This is a genomic window from Acinetobacter sp. 197 (genome assembly GCF_048148385.1).
Classification (GTDB): domain Bacteria; phylum Pseudomonadota; class Gammaproteobacteria; order Pseudomonadales; family Moraxellaceae; genus Acinetobacter; species Acinetobacter pecorum.
This window is the reverse complement of the sequence record NZ_JAYWZK010000001.1, coordinates 453,282-478,320: the sequence shown is the minus strand read 5'-3', so window position 1 is coordinate 478,320 and position 25,039 is coordinate 453,282. Positions and strand designations below refer to the sequence as shown.

General features: G+C 40.7%; 32 protein-coding genes and 1 pseudogene. 17 read left to right on the top strand and 16 right to left on the bottom strand.

Features of this window, described 5'->3' with window-relative positions:
• Positions 1–18: 18 nt before the first annotated feature.
• From VXQ11_RS02335 to VXQ11_RS02300, 8 genes are all read right to left on the bottom strand, one after another.
• Positions 19–255 (bottom strand): hypothetical protein, encoded by a 237-nt coding sequence (locus VXQ11_RS02335; protein ID WP_004646432.1) that lies wholly within the window; start codon positions 253–255, stop codon positions 19–21.
• Between the two features lie 165 nt (positions 256–420).
• Positions 421–861: a hypothetical protein gene (locus VXQ11_RS02330; RefSeq protein ID WP_159137893.1), complete on the bottom strand. Its 441-nt coding sequence runs from the start codon at positions 859–861 to the stop codon at positions 421–423.
• On the bottom strand, positions 858–1,268 hold the full coding sequence (locus VXQ11_RS02325; RefSeq protein WP_416705305.1) for a DUF559 domain-containing protein: 411 nt from the start codon (positions 1,266–1,268) through the stop codon (positions 858–860). Before VXQ11_RS02325 ends, VXQ11_RS02330 begins: the two co-directional genes overlap by 4 nt.
• A 70-nt stretch (positions 1,269–1,338) precedes the next feature.
• Positions 1,339–1,590, bottom strand: coding sequence for a hypothetical protein (locus tag VXQ11_RS02320; protein WP_370982027.1), 252 nt, complete (start codon positions 1,588–1,590; stop codon positions 1,339–1,341).
• Positions 1,587–2,330 (bottom strand): ATP-binding protein, encoded by a 744-nt coding sequence (locus VXQ11_RS02315; protein ID WP_416705304.1) that lies wholly within the window; start codon positions 2,328–2,330, stop codon positions 1,587–1,589. Before VXQ11_RS02315 ends, VXQ11_RS02320 begins: the two co-directional genes overlap by 4 nt.
• On the bottom strand, positions 2,327–3,301 hold the full coding sequence (locus tag VXQ11_RS02310; protein WP_416705303.1) for a replication protein: 975 nt from the start codon (positions 3,299–3,301) through the stop codon (positions 2,327–2,329). The genes VXQ11_RS02315 and VXQ11_RS02310 overlap by 4 nt, the downstream gene beginning before the upstream one ends.
• Positions 3,302–3,349: 48 nt before the next feature.
• On the bottom strand, positions 3,350–3,829 hold the full coding sequence (locus VXQ11_RS02305) for a phage regulatory CII family protein (protein WP_005171431.1): 480 nt from the start codon (positions 3,827–3,829) through the stop codon (positions 3,350–3,352).
• Positions 3,830–3,885: 56 nt separating this feature from the next.
• Entirely contained in the window at positions 3,886–4,140 is a 255-nt protein-coding gene (locus VXQ11_RS02300) for a hypothetical protein (RefSeq protein ID WP_416705302.1), read from the bottom strand.
• A 116-nt stretch (positions 4,141–4,256) separates the two neighbouring features.
• On the opposite strand from VXQ11_RS02300, the gene VXQ11_RS02295 reads away from it, so the two are divergent.
• The 14 genes from VXQ11_RS02295 (at position 4,257) to VXQ11_RS02230 (ending at position 13,783) form a co-directional block, all read left to right on the top strand.
• Entirely contained in the window at positions 4,257–4,955 is a 699-nt protein-coding gene (locus VXQ11_RS02295) for a LexA family protein (protein WP_180072587.1), read from the top strand.
• Positions 4,956–5,026: 71 nt separating this feature from the next.
• Entirely contained in the window at positions 5,027–6,088 is a 1,062-nt protein-coding gene (locus tag VXQ11_RS02290; RefSeq protein WP_416705301.1) for a nucleoid-associated protein, read from the top strand.
• Complete coding sequence (locus VXQ11_RS02285; RefSeq protein WP_310076560.1) at positions 6,081–7,334, top strand: hypothetical protein; 1,254 nt, start codon at positions 6,081–6,083, stop codon at positions 7,332–7,334. The genes VXQ11_RS02290 and VXQ11_RS02285 overlap by 8 nt, the downstream gene beginning before the upstream one ends.
• A gap of 283 nt (positions 7,335–7,617) precedes the next feature.
• On the top strand, positions 7,618–7,953 hold the full coding sequence (locus VXQ11_RS02280; protein ID WP_416705340.1) for a hypothetical protein: 336 nt from the start codon (positions 7,618–7,620) through the stop codon (positions 7,951–7,953).
• Positions 7,954–8,159: 206 nt separating this feature from the next.
• Positions 8,160–8,513 carry a hypothetical protein gene (locus VXQ11_RS02275; protein WP_416705300.1) on the top strand — a complete coding sequence of 118 codons (354 nt, stop codon included), beginning with the start codon at positions 8,160–8,162 and terminating at the stop codon, positions 8,511–8,513.
• Positions 8,514–8,721: 208 nt separating this feature from the next.
• Positions 8,722–9,156, top strand: a complete 435-nt coding sequence (locus VXQ11_RS02270) for a hypothetical protein (RefSeq protein WP_416705299.1) — start codon at positions 8,722–8,724, stop codon at positions 9,154–9,156.
• A complete protein-coding gene (locus VXQ11_RS02265) occupies positions 9,153–9,689 on the top strand; it encodes a hypothetical protein (RefSeq protein ID WP_416705298.1) in 537 nt (178 codons plus the stop codon). The genes VXQ11_RS02270 and VXQ11_RS02265 overlap by 4 nt, the downstream gene beginning before the upstream one ends.
• 1 nt (position 9,690) lies before the next feature.
• Positions 9,691–10,812, top strand: a complete 1,122-nt coding sequence (locus VXQ11_RS02260; RefSeq protein ID WP_416705297.1) for an ATP-binding protein — start codon at positions 9,691–9,693, stop codon at positions 10,810–10,812.
• Positions 10,809–11,933: a hypothetical protein gene (locus tag VXQ11_RS02255; protein ID WP_416705296.1), complete on the top strand. Its 1,125-nt coding sequence runs from the start codon at positions 10,809–10,811 to the stop codon at positions 11,931–11,933. Before VXQ11_RS02260 ends, VXQ11_RS02255 begins: the two co-directional genes overlap by 4 nt.
• A 130-nt stretch (positions 11,934–12,063) precedes the next feature.
• Complete coding sequence (locus VXQ11_RS02250) at positions 12,064–12,306, top strand: hypothetical protein (protein ID WP_077670427.1); 243 nt, start codon at positions 12,064–12,066, stop codon at positions 12,304–12,306.
• Positions 12,306–12,638 carry a hypothetical protein gene (locus VXQ11_RS02245; RefSeq protein ID WP_416705295.1) on the top strand — a complete coding sequence of 111 codons (333 nt, stop codon included), beginning with the start codon at positions 12,306–12,308 and terminating at the stop codon, positions 12,636–12,638. The genes VXQ11_RS02250 and VXQ11_RS02245 overlap by 1 nt, the downstream gene beginning before the upstream one ends.
• Positions 12,635–13,141, top strand: a complete 507-nt coding sequence (locus VXQ11_RS02240; RefSeq protein WP_416705294.1) for a hypothetical protein — start codon at positions 12,635–12,637, stop codon at positions 13,139–13,141. Before VXQ11_RS02245 ends, VXQ11_RS02240 begins: the two co-directional genes overlap by 4 nt.
• Positions 13,134–13,499, top strand: a complete 366-nt coding sequence (locus VXQ11_RS02235; protein ID WP_180086226.1) for a hypothetical protein — start codon at positions 13,134–13,136, stop codon at positions 13,497–13,499. The genes VXQ11_RS02240 and VXQ11_RS02235 overlap by 8 nt, the downstream gene beginning before the upstream one ends.
• A gap of 11 nt (positions 13,500–13,510) precedes the next feature.
• Positions 13,511–13,783 carry a pyocin activator PrtN family protein gene (locus VXQ11_RS02230; RefSeq protein ID WP_228145466.1) on the top strand — a complete coding sequence of 91 codons (273 nt, stop codon included), beginning with the start codon at positions 13,511–13,513 and terminating at the stop codon, positions 13,781–13,783.
• Between the two features lie 113 nt (positions 13,784–13,896).
• Here the strand turns inward: VXQ11_RS02230 and VXQ11_RS02225 are convergent.
• Positions 13,897–13,962, bottom strand: a pseudogene (locus VXQ11_RS02225) (hypothetical protein); the annotation flags it as partial.
• Between the two features lie 80 nt (positions 13,963–14,042).
• Here VXQ11_RS02225 and VXQ11_RS02220 point away from each other — a divergent pair.
• Both VXQ11_RS02220 and VXQ11_RS02215 read left to right on the top strand, forming a co-directional pair.
• Positions 14,043–15,251, top strand: a complete 1,209-nt coding sequence (locus VXQ11_RS02220) for a DUF1615 family protein (RefSeq protein ID WP_416705293.1) — start codon at positions 14,043–14,045, stop codon at positions 15,249–15,251.
• Positions 15,218–15,871: an HAD-IB family hydrolase gene (locus tag VXQ11_RS02215; protein ID WP_416705292.1), complete on the top strand. Its 654-nt coding sequence runs from the start codon at positions 15,218–15,220 to the stop codon at positions 15,869–15,871. Before VXQ11_RS02220 ends, VXQ11_RS02215 begins: the two co-directional genes overlap by 34 nt.
• Positions 15,872–16,064: 193 nt before the next feature.
• Here the strand turns inward: VXQ11_RS02215 and VXQ11_RS02210 are convergent, their stop codons facing one another.
• Together VXQ11_RS02210 and VXQ11_RS02205 are read right to left on the bottom strand one after the other, a co-directional pair.
• Complete coding sequence (locus VXQ11_RS02210; protein WP_004279989.1) at positions 16,065–17,159, bottom strand: fatty acid desaturase family protein; 1,095 nt, start codon at positions 17,157–17,159, stop codon at positions 16,065–16,067.
• 14 nt (positions 17,160–17,173) lie between these two features.
• Positions 17,174–18,238, bottom strand: coding sequence for a flavin reductase family protein (locus VXQ11_RS02205; RefSeq protein ID WP_416705339.1), 1,065 nt, complete (start codon positions 18,236–18,238; stop codon positions 17,174–17,176).
• 150 nt (positions 18,239–18,388) lie between these two features.
• Between VXQ11_RS02205 and fabR the strand changes: the two genes are divergently transcribed.
• Complete coding sequence (gene fabR, locus VXQ11_RS02200) at positions 18,389–19,069, top strand: HTH-type transcriptional repressor FabR (RefSeq protein WP_144723920.1); 681 nt, start codon at positions 18,389–18,391, stop codon at positions 19,067–19,069.
• A gap of 60 nt (positions 19,070–19,129) precedes the next feature.
• On the opposite strand, the gene VXQ11_RS02195 is transcribed toward fabR, so the two are convergent.
• The 5 genes from VXQ11_RS02195 to VXQ11_RS02175 all read right to left on the bottom strand — a co-directional run bounded on the left by VXQ11_RS02195 (position 19,130) and on the right by VXQ11_RS02175 (position 24,943).
• Positions 19,130–19,930: an alpha/beta fold hydrolase gene (locus VXQ11_RS02195; protein WP_416682265.1), complete on the bottom strand. Its 801-nt coding sequence runs from the start codon at positions 19,928–19,930 to the stop codon at positions 19,130–19,132.
• Between the two features lie 137 nt (positions 19,931–20,067).
• Positions 20,068–20,334 carry a PAAR domain-containing protein gene (locus tag VXQ11_RS02190; protein WP_416705291.1) on the bottom strand — a complete coding sequence of 89 codons (267 nt, stop codon included), beginning with the start codon at positions 20,332–20,334 and terminating at the stop codon, positions 20,068–20,070.
• 141 nt (positions 20,335–20,475) lie between these two features.
• On the bottom strand, positions 20,476–23,313 hold the full coding sequence (rapA, locus tag VXQ11_RS02185; protein WP_416705290.1) for an RNA polymerase-associated protein RapA: 2,838 nt from the start codon (positions 23,311–23,313) through the stop codon (positions 20,476–20,478).
• 143 nt (positions 23,314–23,456) lie between these two features.
• Positions 23,457–24,101, bottom strand: coding sequence for an RluA family pseudouridine synthase (locus VXQ11_RS02180; protein WP_416682261.1), 645 nt, complete (start codon positions 24,099–24,101; stop codon positions 23,457–23,459).
• 134 nt (positions 24,102–24,235) lie between these two features.
• Positions 24,236–24,943 carry a phosphopantetheine-binding protein gene (locus tag VXQ11_RS02175; protein WP_416682260.1) on the bottom strand — a complete coding sequence of 236 codons (708 nt, stop codon included), beginning with the start codon at positions 24,941–24,943 and terminating at the stop codon, positions 24,236–24,238.
• Between the last annotated feature and the right edge of the window lie 96 nt (positions 24,944–25,039).

Here is a 25,039-nt window from a genome sequence, read left to right as displayed (position 1 = left end):
TTTCCTTGATGCTTAAGCTTATTTTTGACATTTCACGTTAAACTGGTATTCGTCTTGAGTGACCTTAATTTTAATATTTTTATATTTTCGCTTGTTTGGATCCATTGCCGAGCCAGCCACTTCCTCAAAAAAGCTACGATCATTCATTAGCTCGCCATACGCTTTATAGCCTAATAAAATCTTTTCAGGCTTTTCGCCTTCAGCCACTAATTTACCGAGAGTATCTTCTAGTTTTTTAACAGTTAAAATCGCCATTTCAATTAGAGCCCAAAAACAAAAAGGCATTATCGCTTATTTTCATGAACAAACAATGTCAAAAAAAGCCCACCTTTCGATGAGCCTTCTATCAGTAGTGCGACTTACTTACACTTCGATCACTATAACAGAAATATGCCATATCCTGTCCGGACAAGCAAGTGGTTAATCAATACGCAAACGTTTGTCATGTCCTGCTAAATAAAACTTTCCGCAATACACCATACTATCGATAGAAGATTTTCCAAGACGACGCTCATCAGCGAGTTGACGCAATGACATCCCACGAACACATTTATCAATAAAAATGCTCACAGCTACTTTTGCTGAAGAACAAATAGCTTCTGATTTGTTGACAGATACAATCAACTTCCGGACCTGTTCAGCCTCAAAATCATTAATCTTACAAACCAACTGATCCTTACGCGGTGCCAACCCTTTGTTATTTTCACAGATCAGCCAATAGATCTGATTCACCCCAAGCGAATCTGGTTCATTCCCTGACTTCATACGGCAGGTCTGAACATAAGCCCCATATTGCTTCAGCCACTCTTCAATTGTAAATTTCGTCCAATCCATCACTTCAATTTTCGCCGCTGCATTCATCCTAAATCCCCTACCATCTTCTCTATCTGTTGAATCGCTAAACCTGACTTCACTTGATCTGTACTAAACCGTATTACTTGATAACCAAGCATTGTTGCTGCGTTATATTTTTCCATGTCCCCGATATACCCCTTGCCTCTGGTATGCCTTCCTCCACTCCAGATCCCACCTTCAACCTCTACCAGTATTTTTTTACCCACTAAATGAAAATCTGCTTTCCACTTACGCTCTGGGTGAAACTTAAATTCCTGCTCAAAATCTATTTTTAAAGCTCTTAACGCAGTGGCCAGTTTTACTTCACCTTCGCTTTGTACTTTTTCGCCTTTCACCTTAGGGCGTTTGGAGCGCCCTTTCGGTCTGGTGGCTTTAACCATTTTTTTGTATTCAGCGATTGAGTAGCTTGTCATTCACCCCAAACCTTCAATACAACGGCGCCAATGGCCATAAAAATAAACATCAGCGCTTTGTTTAGATCCTTCATGCCGCCACATTAGCTCCAAATAATTGCTTAGTCTTTTCTGTTGCCACATAGAGTCTAGTGCTATGGTTACATCTAAATTTTAAGTAGCCTGCCTGAACTAAGCCTCGCAATTTTTGATTCAAAGCTGCTCGCGTTTTATCACACACATGTTCTTCAAGCTCTGCCGAAGTCACCTCATGTTTTGAGAAGGCTACATACACCAAGATGTCTTTGATTTCTTCAAAGCGTTGGATGGTGGGTGTGTTCATGCTGCACCCCCTACACGCTGATCTGCCCAATTGCATTCCACCAAGGTTAGGCCGCCCTGCTGGAAACGAGACCAAAGCCGATCACCTAGATCTTTTTGCAGTTCAGCCAATGTGAGATTCGAAATCAACATGGTTGGCTTCATACGGTCATAGCGTGCATACAGAACTTTGTGAACCAACTCGCGGCGTTTATCACGGTCATGCAATCCATATTCATCCAGGATCAACAGGTCATACTGGGTGAAGTCATAAATCACAGATTTCTCTGTAGCGTCCGGCTGCTCCCACGCATTCATGATTCGCTGTGCCATATCCTCGCTTGTGATGTAACGCGCATACTTGCCCTTGTTGAGCAATGTTCGAGCCGTAGCGCAACTCAGATGGGTTTTACCGGTGCCTGTAGGCCCTACCATCACAAAATTATTCTTGTGGCCATTGATCATGTTCTTGGCGAATGAAACAACATGGTTTAAAGCGTTCTGGTGTCCGGCATGTTTGACCAGGTAATTCTTAAAACCTGATGTTGCATGACGCTCTGGAAGCATTGCTCCAGCAAAGTGTTTTTCACGTACGGTACGATCAATTTCAGCCTGTGCTTGTGCGAGTTGCTCTTCATGAAACTCTACGGCGCATTGTGGGCACTTCTGAAAAGGGCCTGCTTGTACCATGGCGGTTTTGTGTTTCGAGCAGATCGCTTGTGTTTGTTTTAATCCCTGAGTCAGCATCGACATTGCGTTCATACAAAGTCCTCCGGAATATGGACTGGTGAATCAACTGGTGCGTGATATTGCGATGCTTGGTCTGCCCAGGCTGTATTCACGTCAAGATTAGAATTTTGTTTTTCAGAACGTGTGTAACCAGATGGATGGTTGTTTTTGCGTTCAGCTTTTTCCAAGACTCTTTCAAACTCTTGAATAATCCACTGTGCAAACTTTCGGTGTTTTTGGTTGTCAGTCAGTTGAAAGTTTTTCTCATGGTGTGTGTTGAAGTTTCCAAGATGGAATTGAAAATCTTCCAGACCAAGAATTTCAGAAACACGGTGTGAGTGTTTGGTGGTTTTGAGAATCGAACTCAGTGTTTCAAGATTTGGATTCCACACTTGAGCATCTGAATTTTCTTGCGCGTTTTTCTCTTTAAAGTTTTCTTTAATATTTTCTTTTAAATCTATTTCTTTTACAGAGTGACATTTGATGTCACTAGTGGTGGTGACATTTGATGTTACTGGTGTAGTAGCATTTGATGTTACTGGTGTGGTGACATGAGATGTAACTACATTTGATGTAACCGCATTAGATGTAGTTACATTTGATGCTACTGCTTCAATAGAAATACGATCATCTAAGGTGAGTGTATAAGAGCTACTTTTGCCCAGTGTTTTAGTGATGCTGATCAATTGGTATTTAGCTAAATCAGCCATACATTTACGTACAGTTCGCTTGTCCTTAATTCCAGTGATCTTCATTACCAAGGTTTCACCGATTGACTTTTGATCCAAGTGAAATCCTTTGATGTGACGATTAAGTAGAACGATGCACTTGACAGCATCCCCACTTAATACAGCTAGATAACCTTCGTCACAGATGAAATTAGGCAAGGGTGAATACCCATCATCTTTTTTCGACATGGCTTGTCGCTCTAATTTTTTAGCAGTGGATGGGTGTAACGAAATATCGTTGTCTACCCCCTGCTTGTGTGCTAAATTTGATTTCATATTCAATGCCCTCTAAAGTTTTGAATTGATAAAGCCTGACCTCGACCGTCAGGCTTTTTCTTTTTGTGTGAATTTATGCATTTGCTTGCTTAAAGCCATATCCGCTGCTTTAGCGTTCTCAATAATGCGATTAAGAATTTCACTGGCTTCCGCATACTCTTGCGGAGTTACCATTCCATCTTCCAAAACCTCATAAACCTTTTGATTGGCTTTGCCAGTCTCGGAATTCATTTGAAGTAATGCTTCTACGATAGTCATTTGACGATGTGTTCCTTCCCCGCCTGCTGGCATAAGCACAAAACCAAGCATGTGCGCCCAAACCTTCAGAACTACTGGGTTTTGGGTTAAAAGCATGATTGCTTCAAACTTCTTAAGACTTGGATCATGGTTTTCCATATTTGGATTGCCATAGTTGCAAATCGTCTTGTGAGCATCACCAGTAACCTGTGCAATATCCTTTGGATCGAATCCTTCAGACTGATTAATCATTTGGTGAATCGCTATTCTTGTTTCTTTCTTTAAAATCATGTGAATCCCTGTTTTTATTCACGTTTATTTAAAATGATTACTGACTGATAATTGGTTTAAGCAGTTAGCGATAAGGCTTGATTTCTGATGTAGTTAAAATCAGCCTCTGGGCACAGTAAGTCGCACTTAACAGCACCATCACTTTCCTTATCGATTTTTATTGCTAATAAAGCACTGCATTTGCTATTGCCGTACATGATTTGATGCAAGTACCCAATTGAGGTTTGGCAGCGCTTTGCGAATGCTTTTCTTTCGATTGGGGTTAATCGATTGAGAAAACTTTTTAGTTCAGCTGTGTGAGCAGAAGACATCTTAAATCTCCTAATTAGTAATATTTAGTAAATACTAATTTTTATCACTTAATAAGTCAATAAAGATTTAGTGTTTGCGAATTTACTTTTTACTAAAAACTATATGAAATACCGCTATGGACATAATTTCTTTAAGACGCGCTAATTTACGCCAGGCTATTGATGCCAAGATTAAATCTGAAGGTTTCTCTTCGGATGCTGCTTTTTGCGAGCATTACGACCTGAATCCAAGCCATATATCTCAACTTGTGAAAGGTCATGGGAGTTTTGGTGAGCGCGCAGCTCGAAATTTAGAGAAAAAGGTCGGGTGGGAAACTGGAACCTTAGATCAACAACCTCCTAAAAATTTATTTGGGGGTGAAAGCCTAGCGAACGTCCCGAGAGTTAAAGCACGCATGGCCCCTGTTCTATCTTGGGTTCAGGCTGGTAGCTTTACCAATGTTGCAGCAGTTGATATGAGCGAAGTAACTGAATGGCTGCCCTTGCCAGAAGATGAGTGCTCAAACTGCTTCTTTCTTAAAGTCCAAGGCCTGAGTAACTTCCCTGACTTTATGGAAGGCGACTACATCGTTGTAGATCCAGATGCTTATTATGGGGATATGCAGTCTGGTGACATTATCGTGGTCCGTCGCGGTGATGATGCTACTTTCAAAAAACTGGTTATCGAGACAAACGGTAAAAGATACCTTCAGGCTCTAAATCCAGAGTTCAAGCCAAATATTATTGAATTAGATGATCAATGCCTTTTCGTTGGCCAGGTAGTTGACTGCGTTCGCTATGTTTATCGCGCAAGACCAAGAGTTAGAAAGAATTAAAAAGCCGCTATATGCGGCTTGGGATTTATTGAGATGTTTAATTAAAGTATTTTTAAAAATCAGGGGGTATTATGGAAATATCAAATGTAATTTTCCATCAGTTAGAAAAAAAATCTGAAAAGCGTGGATCTGATACTGTAAAAGTAGAATTCGCAACAACTTTACTATCATCCGAAGACCCAGTTGTTTTAAAATTTTGCGAAGAAATAATTGACTCTTATCGCCAACAAAATCCAATTTGGGGGTATATTGATGAAGAACATAAATTCCATAATAAATTAGAAAGTTTTTATTCTCCATCAGATAGTGATTTCATAGATTTTTCAAAATCAGTTTGTGATTTAATTAAAGATGAATTAGCCACTAGTATTTTTGGCACTGGTGGATTTGTACTGGTTTTGAATTACACCCATTCAGGTAAAGAGTGGATGCTAGTCGCGATGCTTAAAAATGATGAAGGCTACGGATTAACCGAAGCCCTCGCATTAGAAAAAAGAAAATATTTAAATATAAAAAAATTACATGAATCGGCTCGAATCAATATTGAAGATTGGAAAAATAATATAAGTTTAACTGAAGAGGAGAAAAAAAATTGTCTTTCCTTTATGAAGGGAAGTAAACAGAAAGATAATGATGTAACTGAGTATTTTAGAAATGCATTAGGGTGTTTGGGTTATCACAGCAGCAATAAAAACACTAAAGAGGTTATTAGCACTATAACAAAGTATATGGATGACAAAGGGTATGAGCCTGTACTACGTGATAGTGTTAGATCTAGCTTATATAGTTATTTCGATACACAAAACAAGTTAGATTTAGAAGTAGATCTAGAAACAATTGCTAGAAAAGTAAATTCTGACACCCCTGAGGATTTTACAAATTATATTAAAGAAAATGATATTACAATTGATTCTTCATTTAAGCCTAGTCAACGATCGTTCAAAATACTGCAAAAATTATCATTTTCATTAGGGGATATTCGAGTTAGCTTTTCGTATGATGATATTAATGATAAAGTAGTTCTAAGTGAGCATGGGCTTTTGATCAAGTCTATTCCAGCGCATATTATTAAGGAAATGGATGGTTACAAACCGAGAACTATGCAAATACCTTTACAAAATTCAGATGAATAATTCTATTTCGAAGGCAGGTATTGATCTACTTCTTGACCTCATTAAATTGACGCAAGATAAGCAACTGTCAAACCGTCGAACATATTCAGGCCGCATTGCGCGGTCTGATAGCGCGCGCGCCCGATTGATACTAACCGACCTTAAAGATCATATAGGTGAGACGGATCGATTTTATCCAAATTATGATGAGGAAGATGGGCAGATAGATATCTGCTTACCTCCTTTTTATAACTTTTCTTTAAAAGAAATGCTAGAGTCATATCCTGATTTACGGATAGAAGTACCAAATGAAATAATTTATTTTGAAGATATTGATTATACTTATAACCCAACAGATATACATAAAATCGAAGATTCAATTTCGTCATTAATTATAAAAAACTATTTAAAAAGTGTATCCCTATATAATTTACTTAAAACTCAAGCAGATCATTCTAATAAAAATGCAAAAAACGAAGAAACCATTTACTACCTAGGCTCTAAAAAACTTTCTGTTATAAATAACTTGACTGAAAACCCTACCACTAATCTAAAAAACTTGTATGCATTTGAGATAAATTACATTAATTCAAACATTCACAAAGAAGCTATTAAAAATATTATAACCGATAGTTTAAATTCATATTATATGGATAAAGAAATATCTTTTAATCAGATTTGTATAGACTTTGACTCTATATATGATGTAGTTAAAAATAATTATGATGTATATATTTCTCAGTTTACTTTTGAAAAAATAAAAAAGGAGGTTGAGAAATTTCGTACTGAGTCTATTACACGTATAAATAAATCATTTTCCGACATACAAATGCAAATTATTGCTATTCCTGCATCCTTAATTGTGGTTGCTAGCAACTTGAAAACAGGTGATAGCTTTTCATTTATTACAAACTCTATAATACTACTCGGAGCATTGTTTTTCACAATTGCAGTTTATATTATGTGTGAAAATCAGAACGATACACTTGATAATATTAAACATGAAATTGATGCTCAAGAAAAAGAGTTTATAAAAGACCCTTTATTTAAAGATAAAGCAGAAATTAATAAAAACTTTTCTGTAATGAATACTAGGTTTTTAAAACAAAAAAGCAACATAAAGCTAGTAAAAAGAAGTATTTATTTATCTATTACTATAATGTTTATTACCTATTTTTATATCCACATAGATAACACTTGCTTAACAATTGATATTCCAAAATTAAATAATTATTATTGTTTAGATACTAAAAATAAATCTACTTAAAGGTAGATTTATCTTAAATAAGACCCAAAATAAAATAAAAATACACCTGGCAACATACATGAGAAGCCGGCAGCTTGTGCATCCATATAATTTTGACCTTTTTATGCAAGATATGTGGTCCGAAAATAATCCCCACAAAACATAATATAAATCCTGTAATTATTAAAAATGATGACATGTGTTCTACCTCTTTATTTTTCTTGGTTTTATCCTATTTTATATAGTTTTTCTTTTGTCTAAACTTGCTTATAATTCAAACTCCAATAACAATAAACCTATAACTATGAAATACATCACACTTACCACCCTACTCTTATCTTTGACTTTTACCGGCTGCCAGAAGCAACCAGATGAAGATGTAGATCCAATTGCTACCACTACAGCTTTTGAGAACTCAGATAATATTCTTAGTAAATACCTAGAAAAGTTAGACTCAGAGTTCACCACACAAGATGTGCGGATTAAAATTTTATGCAGAGACTACCCACGTGAGTATGAAAAGAACTATATGTCCAACTTGTTAAAACTCTCACCAGGTGAATACTCTGAAGTCGCACTTCTGGCTGATATGGATTTAGTTTTGGATCACTACAAAGAGAAAGATGCTATTCAGTGCTAAAGCTTTCTTACTTCTGAAATATTAAATCTTTATATTGGACTTAAGACCTCTCATGACCGGGTCTGTAATAACAAAGTAAAGCATCACTAACCCGCTATCCGCGGGTTTTTCTTTATGTAAGGTAAGTGCAACCTTGTCTTTAAATGTTACATTATAACAATTAGTATAATGATACCTATGATTCATAAATAGAAAGGTAAGTCTCAATGAAATATCTGTTAGGCGCAGCATTGTTAGGATTAGCGATTACTGGCTGTACTTCAAATCCAAAAAACGAAGTAGTGCAAGAAAAAGTTGTGAGCAATACTGCAACTGAAACTCAGGTAATTAATTTTACTGGTCCAATGGATCTTACAGTCGAATTGAAATCTTCAGATAATTTTGAAACCGCAGAAATGACAGATAATTCTGGCAAGGTTTATCACCTTAAACGAGCTATTTCAGGAAGTGGTATGCGTTTGGCCAATGATGACGGCGTTTCAATTCACTTCAAAGCTGGTGAAGGTATTGTAGAGTTTATGAAAGACAAACCTATCAGTATTACTGAATACAAAAAATAAGATTATTGCTCTAGGACAACCCACCTTGTGTGGGTTTTCTTTTGTCTATTAAATCATAATATTTAGCAAATGCTTAATTTTCACTAAATAAATTTAGTAAATACTATTGACTTAATATTTAGTAAATACTAAATTATATCTCGTAGACATTAAAAAAGCACTCAAAGGATTCGAAGTCTTGAGTGCTTTACTTACAGCGAGATCAATTATGAACACAAAACTAACGCCACACAATAGCTTTAAGGTAACTCTGTTTACTGCTGCTTTAACAGTAAGCGCTTTAGCAGTCGCTTTTCATGCGGATTTAAGCGTTGGACAACCTGCTCCAGCGCAAAACATTCAGTCTGAATACGGCATTATTTCACTAAAAATGCATGACCAAAGCCGTGGTGAAGCAATTCTTAATCTGGATGGATTCCGTTTAAATATCTCTTCATTTGAAGTTCAGGCTTATCCAGATAGCTACGGCGTACCTGGTTCAGAGTTCACTGCAGTCGAAGTAACAGAGCTGGGTGAAATCAATGTATTTGATGCCAATGGTAATCCATATAAAGACTTCACTGATCATCAGGATCACCGCGAAATCAATTCAATGATCACTAGCTACATCATGAAGCATCGCCTAGTGGAGGTGCAGTCATGATTTTAAATTCTGCTGATCAAATCTTTGAGGCGCTTTTGAATGGTCAATCAGTCTACTGGTGTGAATGCGGCTCTGACGACTGGTCTCCTCTTAATGATCGAACTCAAATTAATTTTGTAGATCTTTACACCGGTTTCCTGCAATTCAAAGCAGATGAGCTACCTGTAATACCAATGCCGATTGAGTTCAACTCAACTCATCGCTACTTCTCTGAATACATCAAGACCTTTGAAGGACTTGAAATCTATCGAGTGGGTAAAACTCGGGCGAGCTATTTTGCCCTACGCGTTAAAAGCTCTGGAACTATTGCTGACTACTTCTGTAATACGCAGATCTACTCCATTCAGGCTGATGGCTCATTGAAGAAGATGGATAAATCTCTTACTCCGCAATGGATTTTAGATGGATTGGAAAATGCGCGTGTTGCTATGCGCAAGAACAAGCGTCATCAAGCTTTAGAAAGTACGGGCTTCTTTGCATCTGAAGACTATAAAAACTTTAAACGTAATAACCGTTCTGCAGGAGTACGTTGAGATGGCGATTAATATTATTCCAGCGAATCAAGCGCTGCTAGTTCAGGCAATTATTGTTTATCTGTATGCCGATCCGGGCTTGGGTAAAACCTCTATCGGCTTTACTGGTGATAAAGCTATTTCATTCGACTTTGACAAAGGTTCTCACCGTACTGGTGAACTTCGTCGCGGTGCTGTAGTTCAGGCTCACCAGTGGTCTGATGTTGCAAACCTCACAATGGCTGATCTTGAACCATATAACACCATTGTGATCGATACCGTCGGTGCAATGCTTGAAAGCATCAAAACACATTTAATGCTCAATGCGACCAACAAGCAAAAAGATGGATCGTTAAAGCTTAAAGCCCAGGGCTTGGCCAACAACATCTTTAAGCAGTACGTGAATACGCTGATCGCTTCAGGAAAAGATGTGGTGTTTATTGCCCATGCTTCTGAAGATCAAAGCGGTGACCAGGTAATTTATCGCCCTGATCTGGGTGGTAAAAACCGTAATGAGCTATATCGCATTGCTGACATCATGGGCTATTTGACCACAGTCACTACTGGTGAAGGTAAAAATGCCCGGGTAATTAGCTTTAGACCATGCCCCACTCACCATGCCAAAAATGCAGGTGGTTTAGGTGGTGAAACTGGTGAGGTATGGGTGCCGGATCTAAAGACCAGCCCTACATTTCTGGCCGATCTTATCAAACAGGCTAAGGACCATATCAATACCCTGACACCAGATCAATTGGCCGCAATCAAGGCTCAAGAAGATCTAGAAAACTGGGTACAAAGCTGTGGTGAGGCCCAGTATGCGAGTGATCTAAATCAGCTCACTCAGTCCCTTGAAGACACTCATCTGTATTACAAGAATATGCGTGCCGAGCTGGTTCGTCGTGCTCTGGAAATGAAGTGCATATTCGATAGACAGCGCAATGCATGGACAGATCCACCAGAGTTTAATGGCATTTCTGATGAGCAGCTTGCCGATCTACAGGACTTTATCGATACCTGTGGGCTTGATGCAAAAACAGTGTGTGAACACTTGGGGCTTGATGCTCTCAACCAGATAGAAGCTTCCAAATTTGAAGCTGTAAAAAATGACATAGAACAATTGGCGAAGGGAGCAATGACAGCATGAAAATTATAAATAGCAAAGAAGCTTTTGAGGCAATGATGGCTGGCCGAAATATCATGTGTCGTGCAGCTGGTGAGTTAATGGATTTTGATGATCTGTCTCAATTCCCGGCTACGATTTTCGCTATGCCAGGCTATGAGTTCTGCATCAAGGTTGAAACAATGGAGCTGGCTGGTATTACATTTACCAAGCCTTTGACTCTTGATGATGTCGTGGAAGATCAGGAAATCTTTATTATTCATCCTGACCATATCTCACAGATTAAATACAGCAAACAGTGCATGGAGTATTTCAAAGCTGTCGACAATGGTTTTGCTCAGGCGGATAAAGAAAATGCCGAATTACAATTAGTGGCAATGGGTGAACTATTTGGTCGAATGATTGTCTATCCTCCAACTATAGACAATACAGGCAAACCTAAAAAGAGACGCTCAACCAAAGCTAAGAATGAGACTGAACAGGCTAGCATTCCAGCTGGCCCAAGTGATGCTGTACCAGATATTGAAAAACAGCCTGAGCCAGAGGTGATTCAGCCTATTGAAGCCATAGAGCAAGAAGCCACTATTAATACTGAAACTCCAGTTACAGAAATTGAAGCGGATTCAGTTGAAACCGACCGGGTAAAGCTTGTTAAAAAGTTCACTGCACAAATTGATCAGTTTACTAAGGAGGATGACGTTCTTTCATTCCGTCACGTATTTCTGGCCAATGGACACTTAGATCAAAAAGATCAACAGCACTTGTGCAAGCTTGCGGAAGATAAATTGCTTGAGCTGGATCCAGAGCAATACACGCCGAAGGTTGAACCTGAACCAATCGCAGATGAAGTCATTGAAGTTCAGCAACCAAGTATGTTTGATCAAATTGAAAATGCCGCACGCAAACAAGCATCAGTGGAAAGTGCTGAACATGGTAGTGCCCCTATTGATCTCTTCTACAAGAAGAAAAAACAGGTTCTGATCAATCGGATCTATGACATGGATTCAGTAGAAACTTTAGAACGACTAGCACCAGCGATACCTGCAGCTAAATTACTTCCAGCTGATCATCAGGAACTACTTAGCTTGTATGCACAGCGCAAAGATGCCTTGATTCAAGCTGCTGAAACTGGGGAGGCTTCATGAGTTATTCCTACTCTTCTATGACCCGCGTGCTGCTTGTGCAGCACAAAGGTCGGGTTAGAACTTACCGCAACATCAACCTATTCGGTATTGATGATTGCCTTCGAAATTTTGCGAACACCTGGGGGTACAGATGATCTTCAGAATTAAAAAGAAGCATGAAGTTGGCTTTAAGCTTTGGCTAGAAAAATTGGGTTATATCAAAAATGAACTTGCAGATGGCAGTTCGACGTTTTCGGGTAAAGGCACACGCAAGACACTGAGTTATGTGCTTTTAAAGAAAGATTTAACAGGTAATGCAGCATGCCAGGTGCTATTCGATGAATATGAAGAACACCTGGATAACCCTGATTATTTAGATGTGAAGGTGGCGTGATGGATTTTCAGAAAGAAAGAGAAGCGTTTCAAAATTTTTGTGAGCAAAACTTTGATGTTGAACGTCACGAGCAAACATATTTTGATGAACAAACTCAAAGTTATGAAAATGATCTAGGCGAATGTACTGAGTCTATAAATATGGCATGGAGCGCATGGCAAGCCAAAGCCCAAGCGGTGCCGGCTCAATTGGATGTCAATTCAATACTTCATGATATTGATTGCTATTTTGATAATGGTTTGAGCAATACAGAAAGAGCCGCTAATAACTTGCTTCAGTCAATTTATGAAAAGTTGAGTGGTGAAGTTAAAGCACAGGAGCCAGACCAATGACTAAACAAACCTGTTTTTACAAAATTGAAGATGCTGAAACCTTGGCGAAAATTGATGCTTTTATGGATAAGCGTGATGCTTTTTATGAGCAAGTCACAAAGCTTTGTAAGCACTATGGTTTTGAAATGCATCAAACACATGACAGCATTCAAAATGGTCTTCGTTTCTTCAATATGTCGGCAGACCCAAAGGCTGAAATTGACAAAACAAAATGGAAAACATCAAAGCACAAAAGTGGTTATTTAGCTGTTTTACCTCGCGCTACTGCCAAGGAGCACAAGGCTGAATATGATGCCATGAAGCCAAAGTCCATGACCTATGATGAGCTGAATAAGATCATTCTGGCTGAAGATGTTTTGCCTTGGAGTTCTGGTTATGGTTTGTCTTGGAAAAAGGGCGAATATTTTAAGTTCGAAACATCACTCAAGGCTGCGCCAGTAGCTATTGAAATTCTGGGCAGCGAGTATCGAAAAGCTGATGTGGAGGAACAAGCCAATGACTGAAATTCAACAAACAAACATCCAGGTGGCGAACTACATCATTGATGAGTTGTACAAAGAGAAGCCGTTCGATCTAATTCTCACGCCTCAACAGTATTTATCATTTTTGAATATCGTAGAGAATTCGCCTGCTGTTAGCTTTGGCTACCGATCTTGGCAAGAAGGTGAATGTATTTTAGTGGGCGTGGATAATTCTAATGTTGATCAGATTTATCACAAATTGAGCAGCTACATCGCAAAGAACCAGAAGCCTGAAAACTGCATGGATCAATTCATTGCAAGCGGTGAATTTGACAAAACTCTAAATGATTTTTTCGGGTTACCGGAATCAGTAAAACAAAGTTTGAAGGAGATTTCATAATGGGAGCAGCTATGAAAATTGATGATCCGGTTGATATCAGTTTTATGTTACTCATGAAGTATCGTAAACCTGTAATCAAACTTGAAGAGCTCTTGCCTGATTACTTGCCTCATCTTACAATTGAACAGGCAAATAAGCGCGCAAATAAATGCACTCTTCCATTTCCTGCATTCAAGTCCGATGGACGTAACTCACCTTTTTATGTTCATCTAAGTGATGTAGCATTCTGGCTTGAGGCAATACAAAAAGAGTCTAAGAAAGACTGGGTAGCAATGAACCATTGATTGCTAAATTATTGATTAATTGCCGCATGGTTGCACCTATTTTGCACCTTGCACCATGCGGCTATTCAATAAGATACTAATAAATAATAATTTTTATAATGTATATGTGATTAATCTATCCCACCTGCCATGGGAGCGACAATCAAATTGTTTGACAGTTGATAAGGACCAATATACATATAAATTCATCACTTTTTTGGTGAGCATAGTATACTGCATCTGTCTTATTCACTCATCTTTTCAGTTAATTTACCGCACCATGAATAAAACTTTTACCTCTTGTTTTTCTCTTCAGTCATTGTCTGTGCTCGCACTTTCTTTAAGTCTTGCTGGCTGTGGCAACGGTTCATGGTGGTCAAAAGATGATGAACCAACACTTGAAGTTGAACATATTCGCAAAGCTATTCCAAGCCGTGTCAATCAACGTGAAGCTTGGGCACAAGATATTTACGATATTACTGAACAGCTTGGCATTCCTCAAACCAAGGAAAATGTCTGCACCATTGTGGCAGTAGTTGATCAGGAATCTAACTTTGTTGCAGATCCTACTGTTCCGGGTTTGGGTGAAAAAGCGGTTAAGGAAGTTCAAGGCCGTCTTGATGAAAAATTCAAAGACAAACTTGGTGATGCAATTGGTGGAACAGTTGCTGGATATTTTCAGGAAGTTCTTAAAAATCATCCAAGTCCTGAAGACAACTTCCTGAGTCAGATGCGCCGGGTCAAAACTGAACGGGAACTGGATGAGCTATATCGTGAAATATTTGACTATATGTCGAAGCATTATCATGTCAGCGCACTCACTGGTGCTGCCAAACTGGTCGGGCAGAATATTGCTGAGAAAATGAATCCGATTACTACATTGGGTTCAATGCAAGTGCATATCAGCTATGCCAAAGAGCATAAACGCCAAGGCGGCAATATTGCAGAGCTGCGTACCGATCTCTACAGTCAATATGGCGGTCTGTATTATGGGATTCATCGCCTGATGATGTATCCGGCGGATTATGACAAGCCGATTTACCGTTTTGCGGACTATAACTCGGGCATGTATTCCAGTCGAAATGCAGCTTTTCAGAGCATGCTGAATGATTTAACTGAGGCCGAACTCGATCTGGATGGCGATTTATTGCTATATACGAAAGATGGAGCATCCCGCTCGCAAAAGAGCCAGTCCGAGCGCGAGTTGATCAGTGTCTTTGCCAAAAATAATTTTATTATTACTGAACGTCAAATCCGTGCCGATTTAAAAAAGGAAAAAGAGAAAGATTTTGAAGACACCATGACTTATCGTGGCGTTAGCAAGCTCTATCAGGAAAAGACGGGTAAAGATCCAATCTATGCCATTATGCCGGAAGTGGTCATTTCCGGACCAAAATTAAGTCGTGATTATAATACTAACTGGTTTGCTACCCGCGTCGATGGTCGATATCAAACATGCATGCGCAAAATCAAGAATCTAAAACTCTAGCCTTATTTGATTTTGATGGAACCCTGTATCTGCATGATAGCTTTACCGGGTTCATTTTCCATGCCTTAAGAAAACGGCATATTGTGAAACGCGGCATGCAAATTTTGCCATGGATTCAGGCCTATTATTTAAATTTCTATCCGGCACATCGCATGCGACCCAAATTGTATGCCAGCATGTTTAAAAACAGTGATGCAGGGGAAATTCTGCAATTAGCTCAGGATTATGCGCAACAACTAATATTCAAGTTAAATCCGAAATTATTAGAACAGCTTAGGCAACATCAAGAATTAGGCCATGAAGTGGTGCTAGTTTCCGCATCTCTGGATTTATATTTAAAACCGGTCTGCAGCTATTTAAATATCGATTTAATCTGTAGCGAAGTTGAAATCAAAGCAGGGAAATTGACAGGGTTTTATCAAACTCCTGACTGTAGTAACACACAAAAGAAAATTAGAATTCTAGAAAAATATAATCTGGATAATTATGCTGAAATTTATGCTTATGGGAATAGCAAGGAAGATATAGAAATGCTCAGTCTGGCGCAGCAAAGCTATTTTGAGGGTCAAGATCAACAGCTTCCAAAAATTAATATTTCAGCTCATTCGATGCCATATTAGTCCTTTCCATTCTATAGGGTTAACCAACTAAATGCCTTTAGACAACGCTATAAATGGCAGATTAACTTTTTTACTTTATGCCTTGAAATCATCTTAAATAGCTTCGCAATCAGGGCTTTTACTTCCTGTAAGTATTAGCCTCCTAAATAAAAAAACCACTTCAAATGAAGTGGTTTTTTAGCTTTAAGAAAAATTATTTCTTAAACGGAAATGCATATTTCACAATACGTTTGATCACACTGCCGTACTGTTTTACCAAGCTGGCATTGTTATAGTTCAAACCATATTTTTCACAAACAGCCTGAACTTTCGGTGCCATTTGGCGATAGCGACGTGCAGGCACATCAGGATACAGATGATGTTCAATCTGATGACTTAAATGGCCGGTTAAAATATGGAAAGCCTCAGAACCGGTCAGGTTGGATGAACCACGAATCTGGCGCATATACCAATGACCACGACTTTCATTTTGCAGTACTGATTTCGGGAATACTTCTACATCTTTGGTAAAGTGGCCACAGAAAATAATACTAAAGGTCCAGATATTACGCAGACCATTGGCCACCATATTGCCGGTTAAAACCGGTAAAGCCGCAGGACCGGCAATGAGTGGGAAGAATACATAATCTTTAAACAACTGCTTACCGATTTTATTCTGCATTGGACGCCATTCTTCTTTGGTCTGCTCTTTGCTTTTACGGCCTTTGAAGTATTTACCCAATTCAAGATTCTGAATTGCAACGCCCCACTGGAACAATAAACAGAATGGCACTGCATAAATCGGTTGCAATAAATAGCCCGGTTTCCAGCGCTGTTCGGGGAACAGGCGTAATAGGCCATAACCGATATCATCATCCATACCCTTAATATTGGTATAGGTATGATGCTTAAAGTTATGGGTTTGACGCCAGTTGTCTGAAGTCCCTACGATATCCCATTCATAGGTCTGACCATTGAGTTTAGGATCATTCATCCAGTCATACTGACCATGCATGACATTATGACCCAGTTCCATATTTTCCATAATTTTGGCAAAGCCCAAGAGACCTGTACCCAATAGCCATGCTGGCGGGAACCAGCCTGCAAATAACAAGGCGCGACCGGCAATCGACGAATAACGAATAGTTGAATAGACACGGCGAATATATTTGGCGTCTTTTTCACCCAGGTCATCTAGCACTTCTTGCTTAATCGCATCGAGTTCACGTGCAAGTTCATCAAGTTCAAACTGGGTTAATTCACGGTTTTTAGGATTTTTAAAATACTGTAATTTTACTGGCATATTCATAGGATAAAACTCGCTTATAAGTCGATGACAAGGTCAGTCTGCGCTGAGTTAATACAAATTTTGAGCAGGTTGCCGGGCTCGGTATTTTGCGAACCGTTGACCAGATTCTTGGTCGAACCCTCTACTTTATTGCAGGCACATTTATTACAAATGCCCATACGACAACCATGGGTCGGTTTAATATTTTGCTGTTCCAGGCTCACCAGAATGGACTGGCCTTTTGGAATGCTGACCGTTTTTTTCGACTGGGTCAGGGTAACATTAATAAAGCCGGTATCCGATAGATCCGCCAAACTCATGCTGAAGGCTTCACCTTTAAACTGTTTTGCCTGAGTAAAAAGCTGTTCTGCTTTAGATACAAAACCTGAAGGACCACAGCAATATACAATGCTATTTTCCAGATTTTGCAGATCGGTCAGATAGGTTTCATCCAGACGCGCAGCAGGTGGCTGTTCTTGAGTGGCATACACATGAAATGAGAAATTTGCATGTTTCTGAGCAAGTTCTTCAAACCGTACTTTAAATGCGGCATCTTGATCTTTTTTAACCCAGTACCAGAGAGTGACCGGTGCAGATAGTTCACCTTTTTTGCTCAAGCTTTCCAGCATACTGAGCATTGGAGTAATACCACTCCCTGCAGCAAGCAGAATCAATGGACTCGTCTGCGCAGGCAACGTCATATCACCATAAGGCTGACCAAATTCGATCACATCACCTACTTGTGCCTGTTCTGCCAACCAAGTACTGACTTTACCGGCATTGACTTTTTTCACGGTCAATAAAACATGTTGCGCATCTACACGGGTCAAACTATAGCTACGTTCATAACGGATACCGTTTACCACCACATAAACCGGATGATGCTGCCCTGCTTCACCAAACTTAAATAAGCGATTCACCTGAATTTTCAGACTCAGCATATCCTGTGCTGCATTTTCTATATGCACGATCTTGCCTAATGGCTGATTCAACGACCACACAGGATTGAGTTTCTGAATCCAGAAATTAATTGCATGCTGATCAATCACACTATCAGACAGTGTATTCAATGGCATTTTAAGTTTTTGCAGTACATGCATCGTTTGTGACATCACCTTGGGGTTTTAATTATTATACACATGTATATATATTTGTATATACAATCGTATTGTTTCTAATCGTTTCACAAGCTTGACTAGCTCGGTTATAATAAAATGTCATGCATGAACCTATCGATGAACGAGCCTTCAATGAAAATAAGCAGTGATGCATCTTTACTACAATCGAAAAGCATTGATGAGCCGATTATCGTACGGAGTGTCGGTCGCAAGGCTACCATTACCAAGGAAGAGCTATTTCAGGCTGCCTTGAATCTGATTGGACCACAAAAGAGCATCGCTTCTTTAAGTTTGCGTGAAGTAGCACGTGAAGCCGGTATTGCCCCAAACAGTTTCTATCGTCATTTTAAAGATATTGATGAACTGGCCATTGAGCTGATAGATCGTGCGGGGATTGTATTGCGTCAGATTTTGAATGAGGCACGACTGCAAGCTTCCCGCCAGAACAGCATCATCCGTAGTTCTGTAGAAATTTTTATTGCCCAGCTCGATGCCGATGAAGGCAATCTAAGCCTGTTATTGCGTGAAGGTTATACCGGCTCCAAGTCTTATAAACAGGCGGTAGAGCGTCAATTGAATTATTTCCAGCAAGAACTGCAAGATGACCTGATCCGTCTGGAACGTCTGAATAATAAAAAGCTGCTACATGCTGACATTGCCGCCAAAGCGATTACACAGCTGGTGTTCAACATGGGTGCCAATGTGATTGATATACCCGCTGAAGACCGCAAAGAAATTGCCGAACAGACTATGATCATGATTCGGATGATTCTTGAAGGTGCACGCCATCTGGAAGACTCTCAGTTACGTTAATTTTTCATGGCGTAAAAGGATATAAAAGAGACGTAATCAATGTCTCTTTTTTTGTGCCGATCATAAAAGTGCAAGTTGGGCTTTGACTACCTTTGCAGTAGCTTCTGGATGCTCAAGAGGGAACATATGTCCACCTTCGACCACTGAATAATCAATCTGGTAAATCTTGTGCATCCCTTGTGGCAAACCCTGCTGATAAAACTGGCTCTGCTCGGCAGTAATCAGATGCATCGGCACTTCAGGCGCTCGGCGTGGCGTTCTCCACCACCATGCGGGTACAGTCCGGAAAATTTCAGCTTCTACCTGTTTGGGAATGGTTAACGTCACCCCACCGCGTTCAGATTCTGGCTGAATACCGCTCTCGATATAATCAGCAAAACACTGCTCATCGAAATTTTTAAACAGACGGTTAGATCGCAAAGCTTCAATCGCGACCTGTTTCGATGGCCAATGATCCTTGCGTTTTAGTGTAATTCCTGCGGGTGTATAACGATCGATACTTTTCAGATTCAGCTTTTTAATCAGTTCAAATATGGCGCTGTTTTTTCCAATCACAAACGGTGGATCCATGATGACCAGTTTGGAAAACAGTTCTGGACGTCGATACGCTGCCATCAGGGTTACCAGACCACCAAAGGAATGCCCTAGACCAATCACCTGTTGCTGAGAAAACTGCTGCTCGATATCTGCAATGACTTCATCGACCAGATAACGCCAGTCTCGCGTAATCGGATATTGCGGATTCATGCCGATAAATGGAATCGCTTTGACTTCATAGTCTTGCTGAAAATAGTCCAGAAACTTCTGGTAAGTTGCAGCAGGGATGCCATTGGCATGAGTAAAATGTAGGGCTTGCTTCATTATTTTTTAAACGCAGTGCGTATTCATCCTGAAATCGTAAGCCAAGCTTAATGCGCTGCGTATTAATTTGGCAGTACAAAAATGCTCAACGCATGACCTCAAAGTCACTTCTCGCTATCTCTAGAAAAATAACAGACTTATTTCTGCGATACAGTCAAATGCTGCATGGGTAGAAAAATCGCCCCGCAACTGGTCTTATCTCCTGCAATGACAACGGCTCGTCCTTGAACAGTAACAGACAATTCACTAGCGATCGCGCTAACGGTAGTTAGACATTTGGGACAATAATGCTTCATGCCATTTAAATGTACGGCAACACCATGAATCAAAAAAGAGGGTTCACATTCAGTCACCATGCCGCCATGACTGGTCTTTGTGCCAAGAGTAATCAGTGCTTTTGACATATTTTATAATTCTTATCAGTCAGTAGGCCAATTTTAAACAGGAGAAAAATAACAGGCCAGCATTTCCTGATCAAAAGACAATAAATAGGTATTGGCCATAAAAAAGCAGCCCGAAAGCTGCATTTTTTAATGATTTAAAGCTTAAGGCTTAACCACAACCATCACTTGAATGGCTTCAGGCGTAACCGATAGACCATCCAGTAAGCTTAAACCTTCTTTCTGCAATTTCTGTAAACGTGCAATTTCATCTTCACGGATACTTGGGTTGAACTGTTTCAGATAGGTCAGGCGATCAATTTCATATTGCCATTTATTGCCATACACTTCTTTGGCTTGCTGCTTGAAGCCTGGCAAAGCACTGCGTGCCAGTTCAAGTGCCTGCTGATAACGCGCTTCAATCACATCACGACGTGCTTTCACCACCTGACGACAGCTATTGCCATCCAAATGATGTAGATAAGGCTTCAGGATTTCTGGTGCAATCTTCTGGGAGAGATCCTGACCTTTTTCACTGAGCAAGACACGGATTAACTGTTGCGGCAGGCTAGATGGCAAGTTCAATGCTTTCGGTGCAACCACATCGACCTTGAACCAGACTTCTAGCAATACCGAACCTTGTGGCAACGCCGCAGATTTTAGTACTGCTACATTGGTACTACCAAAGCCTTGGGTATTGATCATTTCCATCACGCTTTCAGTAAATGGATGTTCCAGTGTCAGGTATTGCGCATCTTCACGGATTTGTGCCTGATCACGATAGAAGGTGGCTGTCATGCCTTCCTCGTCCAGAGTCAAACCTTGAACCTGCATCTGATCGGTAGGCTTGATGATCACGGTACCATTGCTTTGTTCATCAAAGTCGATATTGGTCGATGCCATGAAGCGCTTCATGAACATTGGCAAAGTGGTATTATCATCATAATCTTCAAGCGCGTTGACAATTTCCTGTGCTACCACTGGACGGCATGAATTGTACTCTAGTAAACGGTCACGGCCTTGCTGCAATTCTGCTTCCAAAGCTTCACGCTGCACGCTGACCTCTTCCAGCAGGTCTTCAAATTCCTGACCTTTGTCTGCAAGCAGACAGTCTTTCAAGGCAACAATAAAGTTTTCTTGCAGAGTTTGTGCAGTTGGTGAAATATTGCTGAAAATATTCAAGGCTTCGTTATACCAGCGGAACATACGCTCTTGCGCCGTACCCACCAGATAAGGCACATGAATCTGGATACGGTTTTCCTGGCCAATACGGTCCAGACGGCCAATACGCTGTTCCAGCACATCCGGATTTGCGGGCAAGTCAAACAGAATCAGATCAGAAGCAAACTGGAAGTTACGCCCTTCTGAACCAATTTCCGAACACAGGAGAATCTGTGCGCCATACGAATCTTCAGCGAAATAAGCCGCCGCTTGGTCACGTTCCAGCAGACTCATACCTTCATGGAACATCGCAGTACGAATACCTGCATGTAAACGCAACACATTTTCCAGCGCTTCAACCACTGGACCGCTTCGGGCAATCAGTAATACTTTCTTGTGTTTCAGGTCTGTACGCAGCTTTTCCATCAACCACATCACGCGTGGATCAGTTTCCATCCACGCGCCATCCAGCTGGGCTTCTTCAGGCCACATTTGCTCACGCAGTTTGCCGTCTTTTGACCAGTGTTCTGGTGCCGGCAATGGTGCGGGCTGACAGTCACGTCCCGGGAAGCCTTGAATTGCTTCACGCGTATTACGGAACAGAATACGGCCTGTTCCATGACGGTCTAAAAGCTCATGAATCGCACGGAAACGCTGCTCGGGAAGATCCTCAATCGGATGTCCTAATAAGGTCTCAATCGCAGCGAAATGCTCAGCTTCTAGCGGCATGTCTGACATTAACACTTCTGCAATTTTAGCCGTATGCTGATATTGCGCTTCTTCATCTAGGAAACGATCCAGCGAGTTAAAACGTTGCGGATCGAGCAAACGCAGGCGTGCAAAATGACTTTCCACACCGAGCTGTTCAGGTGTCGCTGTCAATAACAATACACCTGGCGTATGTTCAGCCAGCTCTTCGACCAGATCATAACGGTCGTTGCCGCCTTCTTCTTCACTCCACATCAAATGATGCGCTTCATCAACTACCAGCAAATCAAAACCGGCTTCAAGTGCCTGCTCCCGAAGATCTTCATGGTCAACCATCAAATCGACAGAAGCAATAATCTTTTGTTCGGTCAGGAACGGATTCAGATCAGGATCATGTTCTTTGATCGAAGCAGTACGGGTCAAATCAAACAGCGAGAATTCAAGATTGAAACGACGGCGCATCTCAATCATCCACTGGTACTGCAGTGAATCTGGCACCAAGATCAGGATACGTTCAGACCGGCCGGTTTTGAGTTGTTGATGGATGATCAGGCCAGCTTCAATGGTTTTACCCAGACCCACTTCATCTGCCAGCAATACACGGGGTGCAAAACGCTGACCGACTTCATGGGCAATATAGAGTTGGTGGGGAATCAGGCCGACACGCGAACCGACCAAACCACGCAGCGGACTGCTCTGCATATTGGCCTGCATCAGCAATGCTTCAATACGCAGGTCATACCATTCTTTATAATCAATCTGACTAGCCAATAAACGATCTAAAGGCCTAGACAGCTGGATAGTCGCACCAAGACGGGTTTCATTCAGTGCCTTACGTTCTTCTGTGCCATCTTCAAGAGTGCGTACTACCTGATAACGCACCACGCCGTTACGGTCTTCTACTGATTCAACAGTCCAGGTAACACCTTCCTGATCCTGTAATTCATCATTCACATTAAATATGATACGAGATAAGGGGGCATTGCTGCGTGCATAGACGCGGGTTTCATCGCTTTTTGGGAATAAAATGCTGACCGACCGCTCATCAACATCAATAAGAACGCCTAAACCGAGTTCTGTTTCAGTATCTGATAACCAACGTTGACCAATAGCAAATTGCTGCAATTTTTCCACCTTTATCTTAAGTACAAGATTATGAATATTAGGCTCAATCACGGAACGTCATTGGAGCAAAATTCCACACCTTCAAGCAATGTATTTTGACATAAAGCTCACTAAAAAGTGAGCATAATTCACGTCGAATAAATAAGTATTTCCTAGAATGGCGCCGGACAATAAAATTCGACCAGCTGCTCTGTTTGAGGATGATAAAAACTCAAACGTTCAGCATGTAAACATAGACGTGAGCTAAGCTGTTGATGTTCAGGCGATGCATATAAAGTATCGCCAATAATCGGATGTCCGAGATATTGCATATGCACACGTAACTGATGCGAACGACCGGTAACTGGCGTCAGTTTCACCCGGGTCACGGGTTGCCCCTGAATTTCAAAATGTTCAACTGCCTGCCAATGTGTAATGGCCGGTTTATGATGTGCGGGATCTGCGATATGTAAAGGCGGACGGCTTGGATCATACACAACGGGCACCTCAACAGTACCTTCGCCTGCTAATGTACCTGCCACGACTGCCTGATAGGTTTTATCGGTCTGGCGTTCCTGAAACTGGCGGGAAATGGTTTTTTGTCCCCACTTGCTCAGACCAAAGATTAAAATACCGGAAGTGTCGCGGTCCAGCCGATGGATCAGTAAAGTTTTAGGTTCTAGTTTGATCAGACGATTGATCAGGCAATCTTGTAAATCTTCTGTTTTACCGGGAACTGTGAGTAAACCTGCAGGTTTGTGGATGACCATGAAATCGTCATCACGATGTATCAGATGTTCGGTTAGAAAATTACTCAAAGTTCAATCCCAGGCTGATCGCGAAAAAACAAGGCGGCAATGATAGAAAGCTTAGCCAATAATTACAATGCGCATTTGTGTAAATGGTGATGAAATTTCCGATTTAGCGCATAAAAATGCTCAATCATAGTCCATCAAGCGGAGGATTGTAGAATGAAGCCTACCAACGCATGCAAAGATGGATACTGTAGTACATCTTCATAACGGATATTTGCACCATTGGCACGCCATATACCAACCAGACTGACCACTGCAACCGAATCCAGTCCATACTGTCTGAGGTCGACATGGGGATCAATATCCAGTGCATCCATATCTAGCTGTTCAGCCACTGCTAGCATGATGCCTTTGCTGGACAATATATATTCTGACGGCGCACTCAAGTTCCATAATCGCGTCAGGCTATAGCTGTTCATGTGATGCAAGCCTTGTGCCGAGATATTCTCGATCCACTGGATATGCTGCTCCTGACTGGACATCAACATGGCATCATCGATAATACATATTTGCTCAGTCACGCTTTGCAGATGCGGTAATATCTGTTTCAGCATCGGCGTCACTTGCCCGGCAAAAATCAGCTGCGAATGAGTTGAGGCATATTCGCCGAGTTGCTGCATGCCCTGTATCAGGTCATCGCCATAGAGATCGACAACAGGAATGTCCAGTGCTTTGGCTTTATTGCTGGTCTGGATCAGGTTAGCCATAAGATCACTGCTCTCTATGCCTGACATCATCCTTATATTTTGCAGTCCCACCAGTACCAGCACCGATTGTGTCGATGATAGCTGCCATTTGGCTTGAGATGGCGCAAGTTGGATTTTTTTGGGCATTGGGTATAGCATGAGAGAACTTCTATTTAGCTTCGTACAACATTGCTGTATGCTAGCCTAAATTATATAAATTAATAAATTTCTGATTAACACTATAAGATCAAAAAT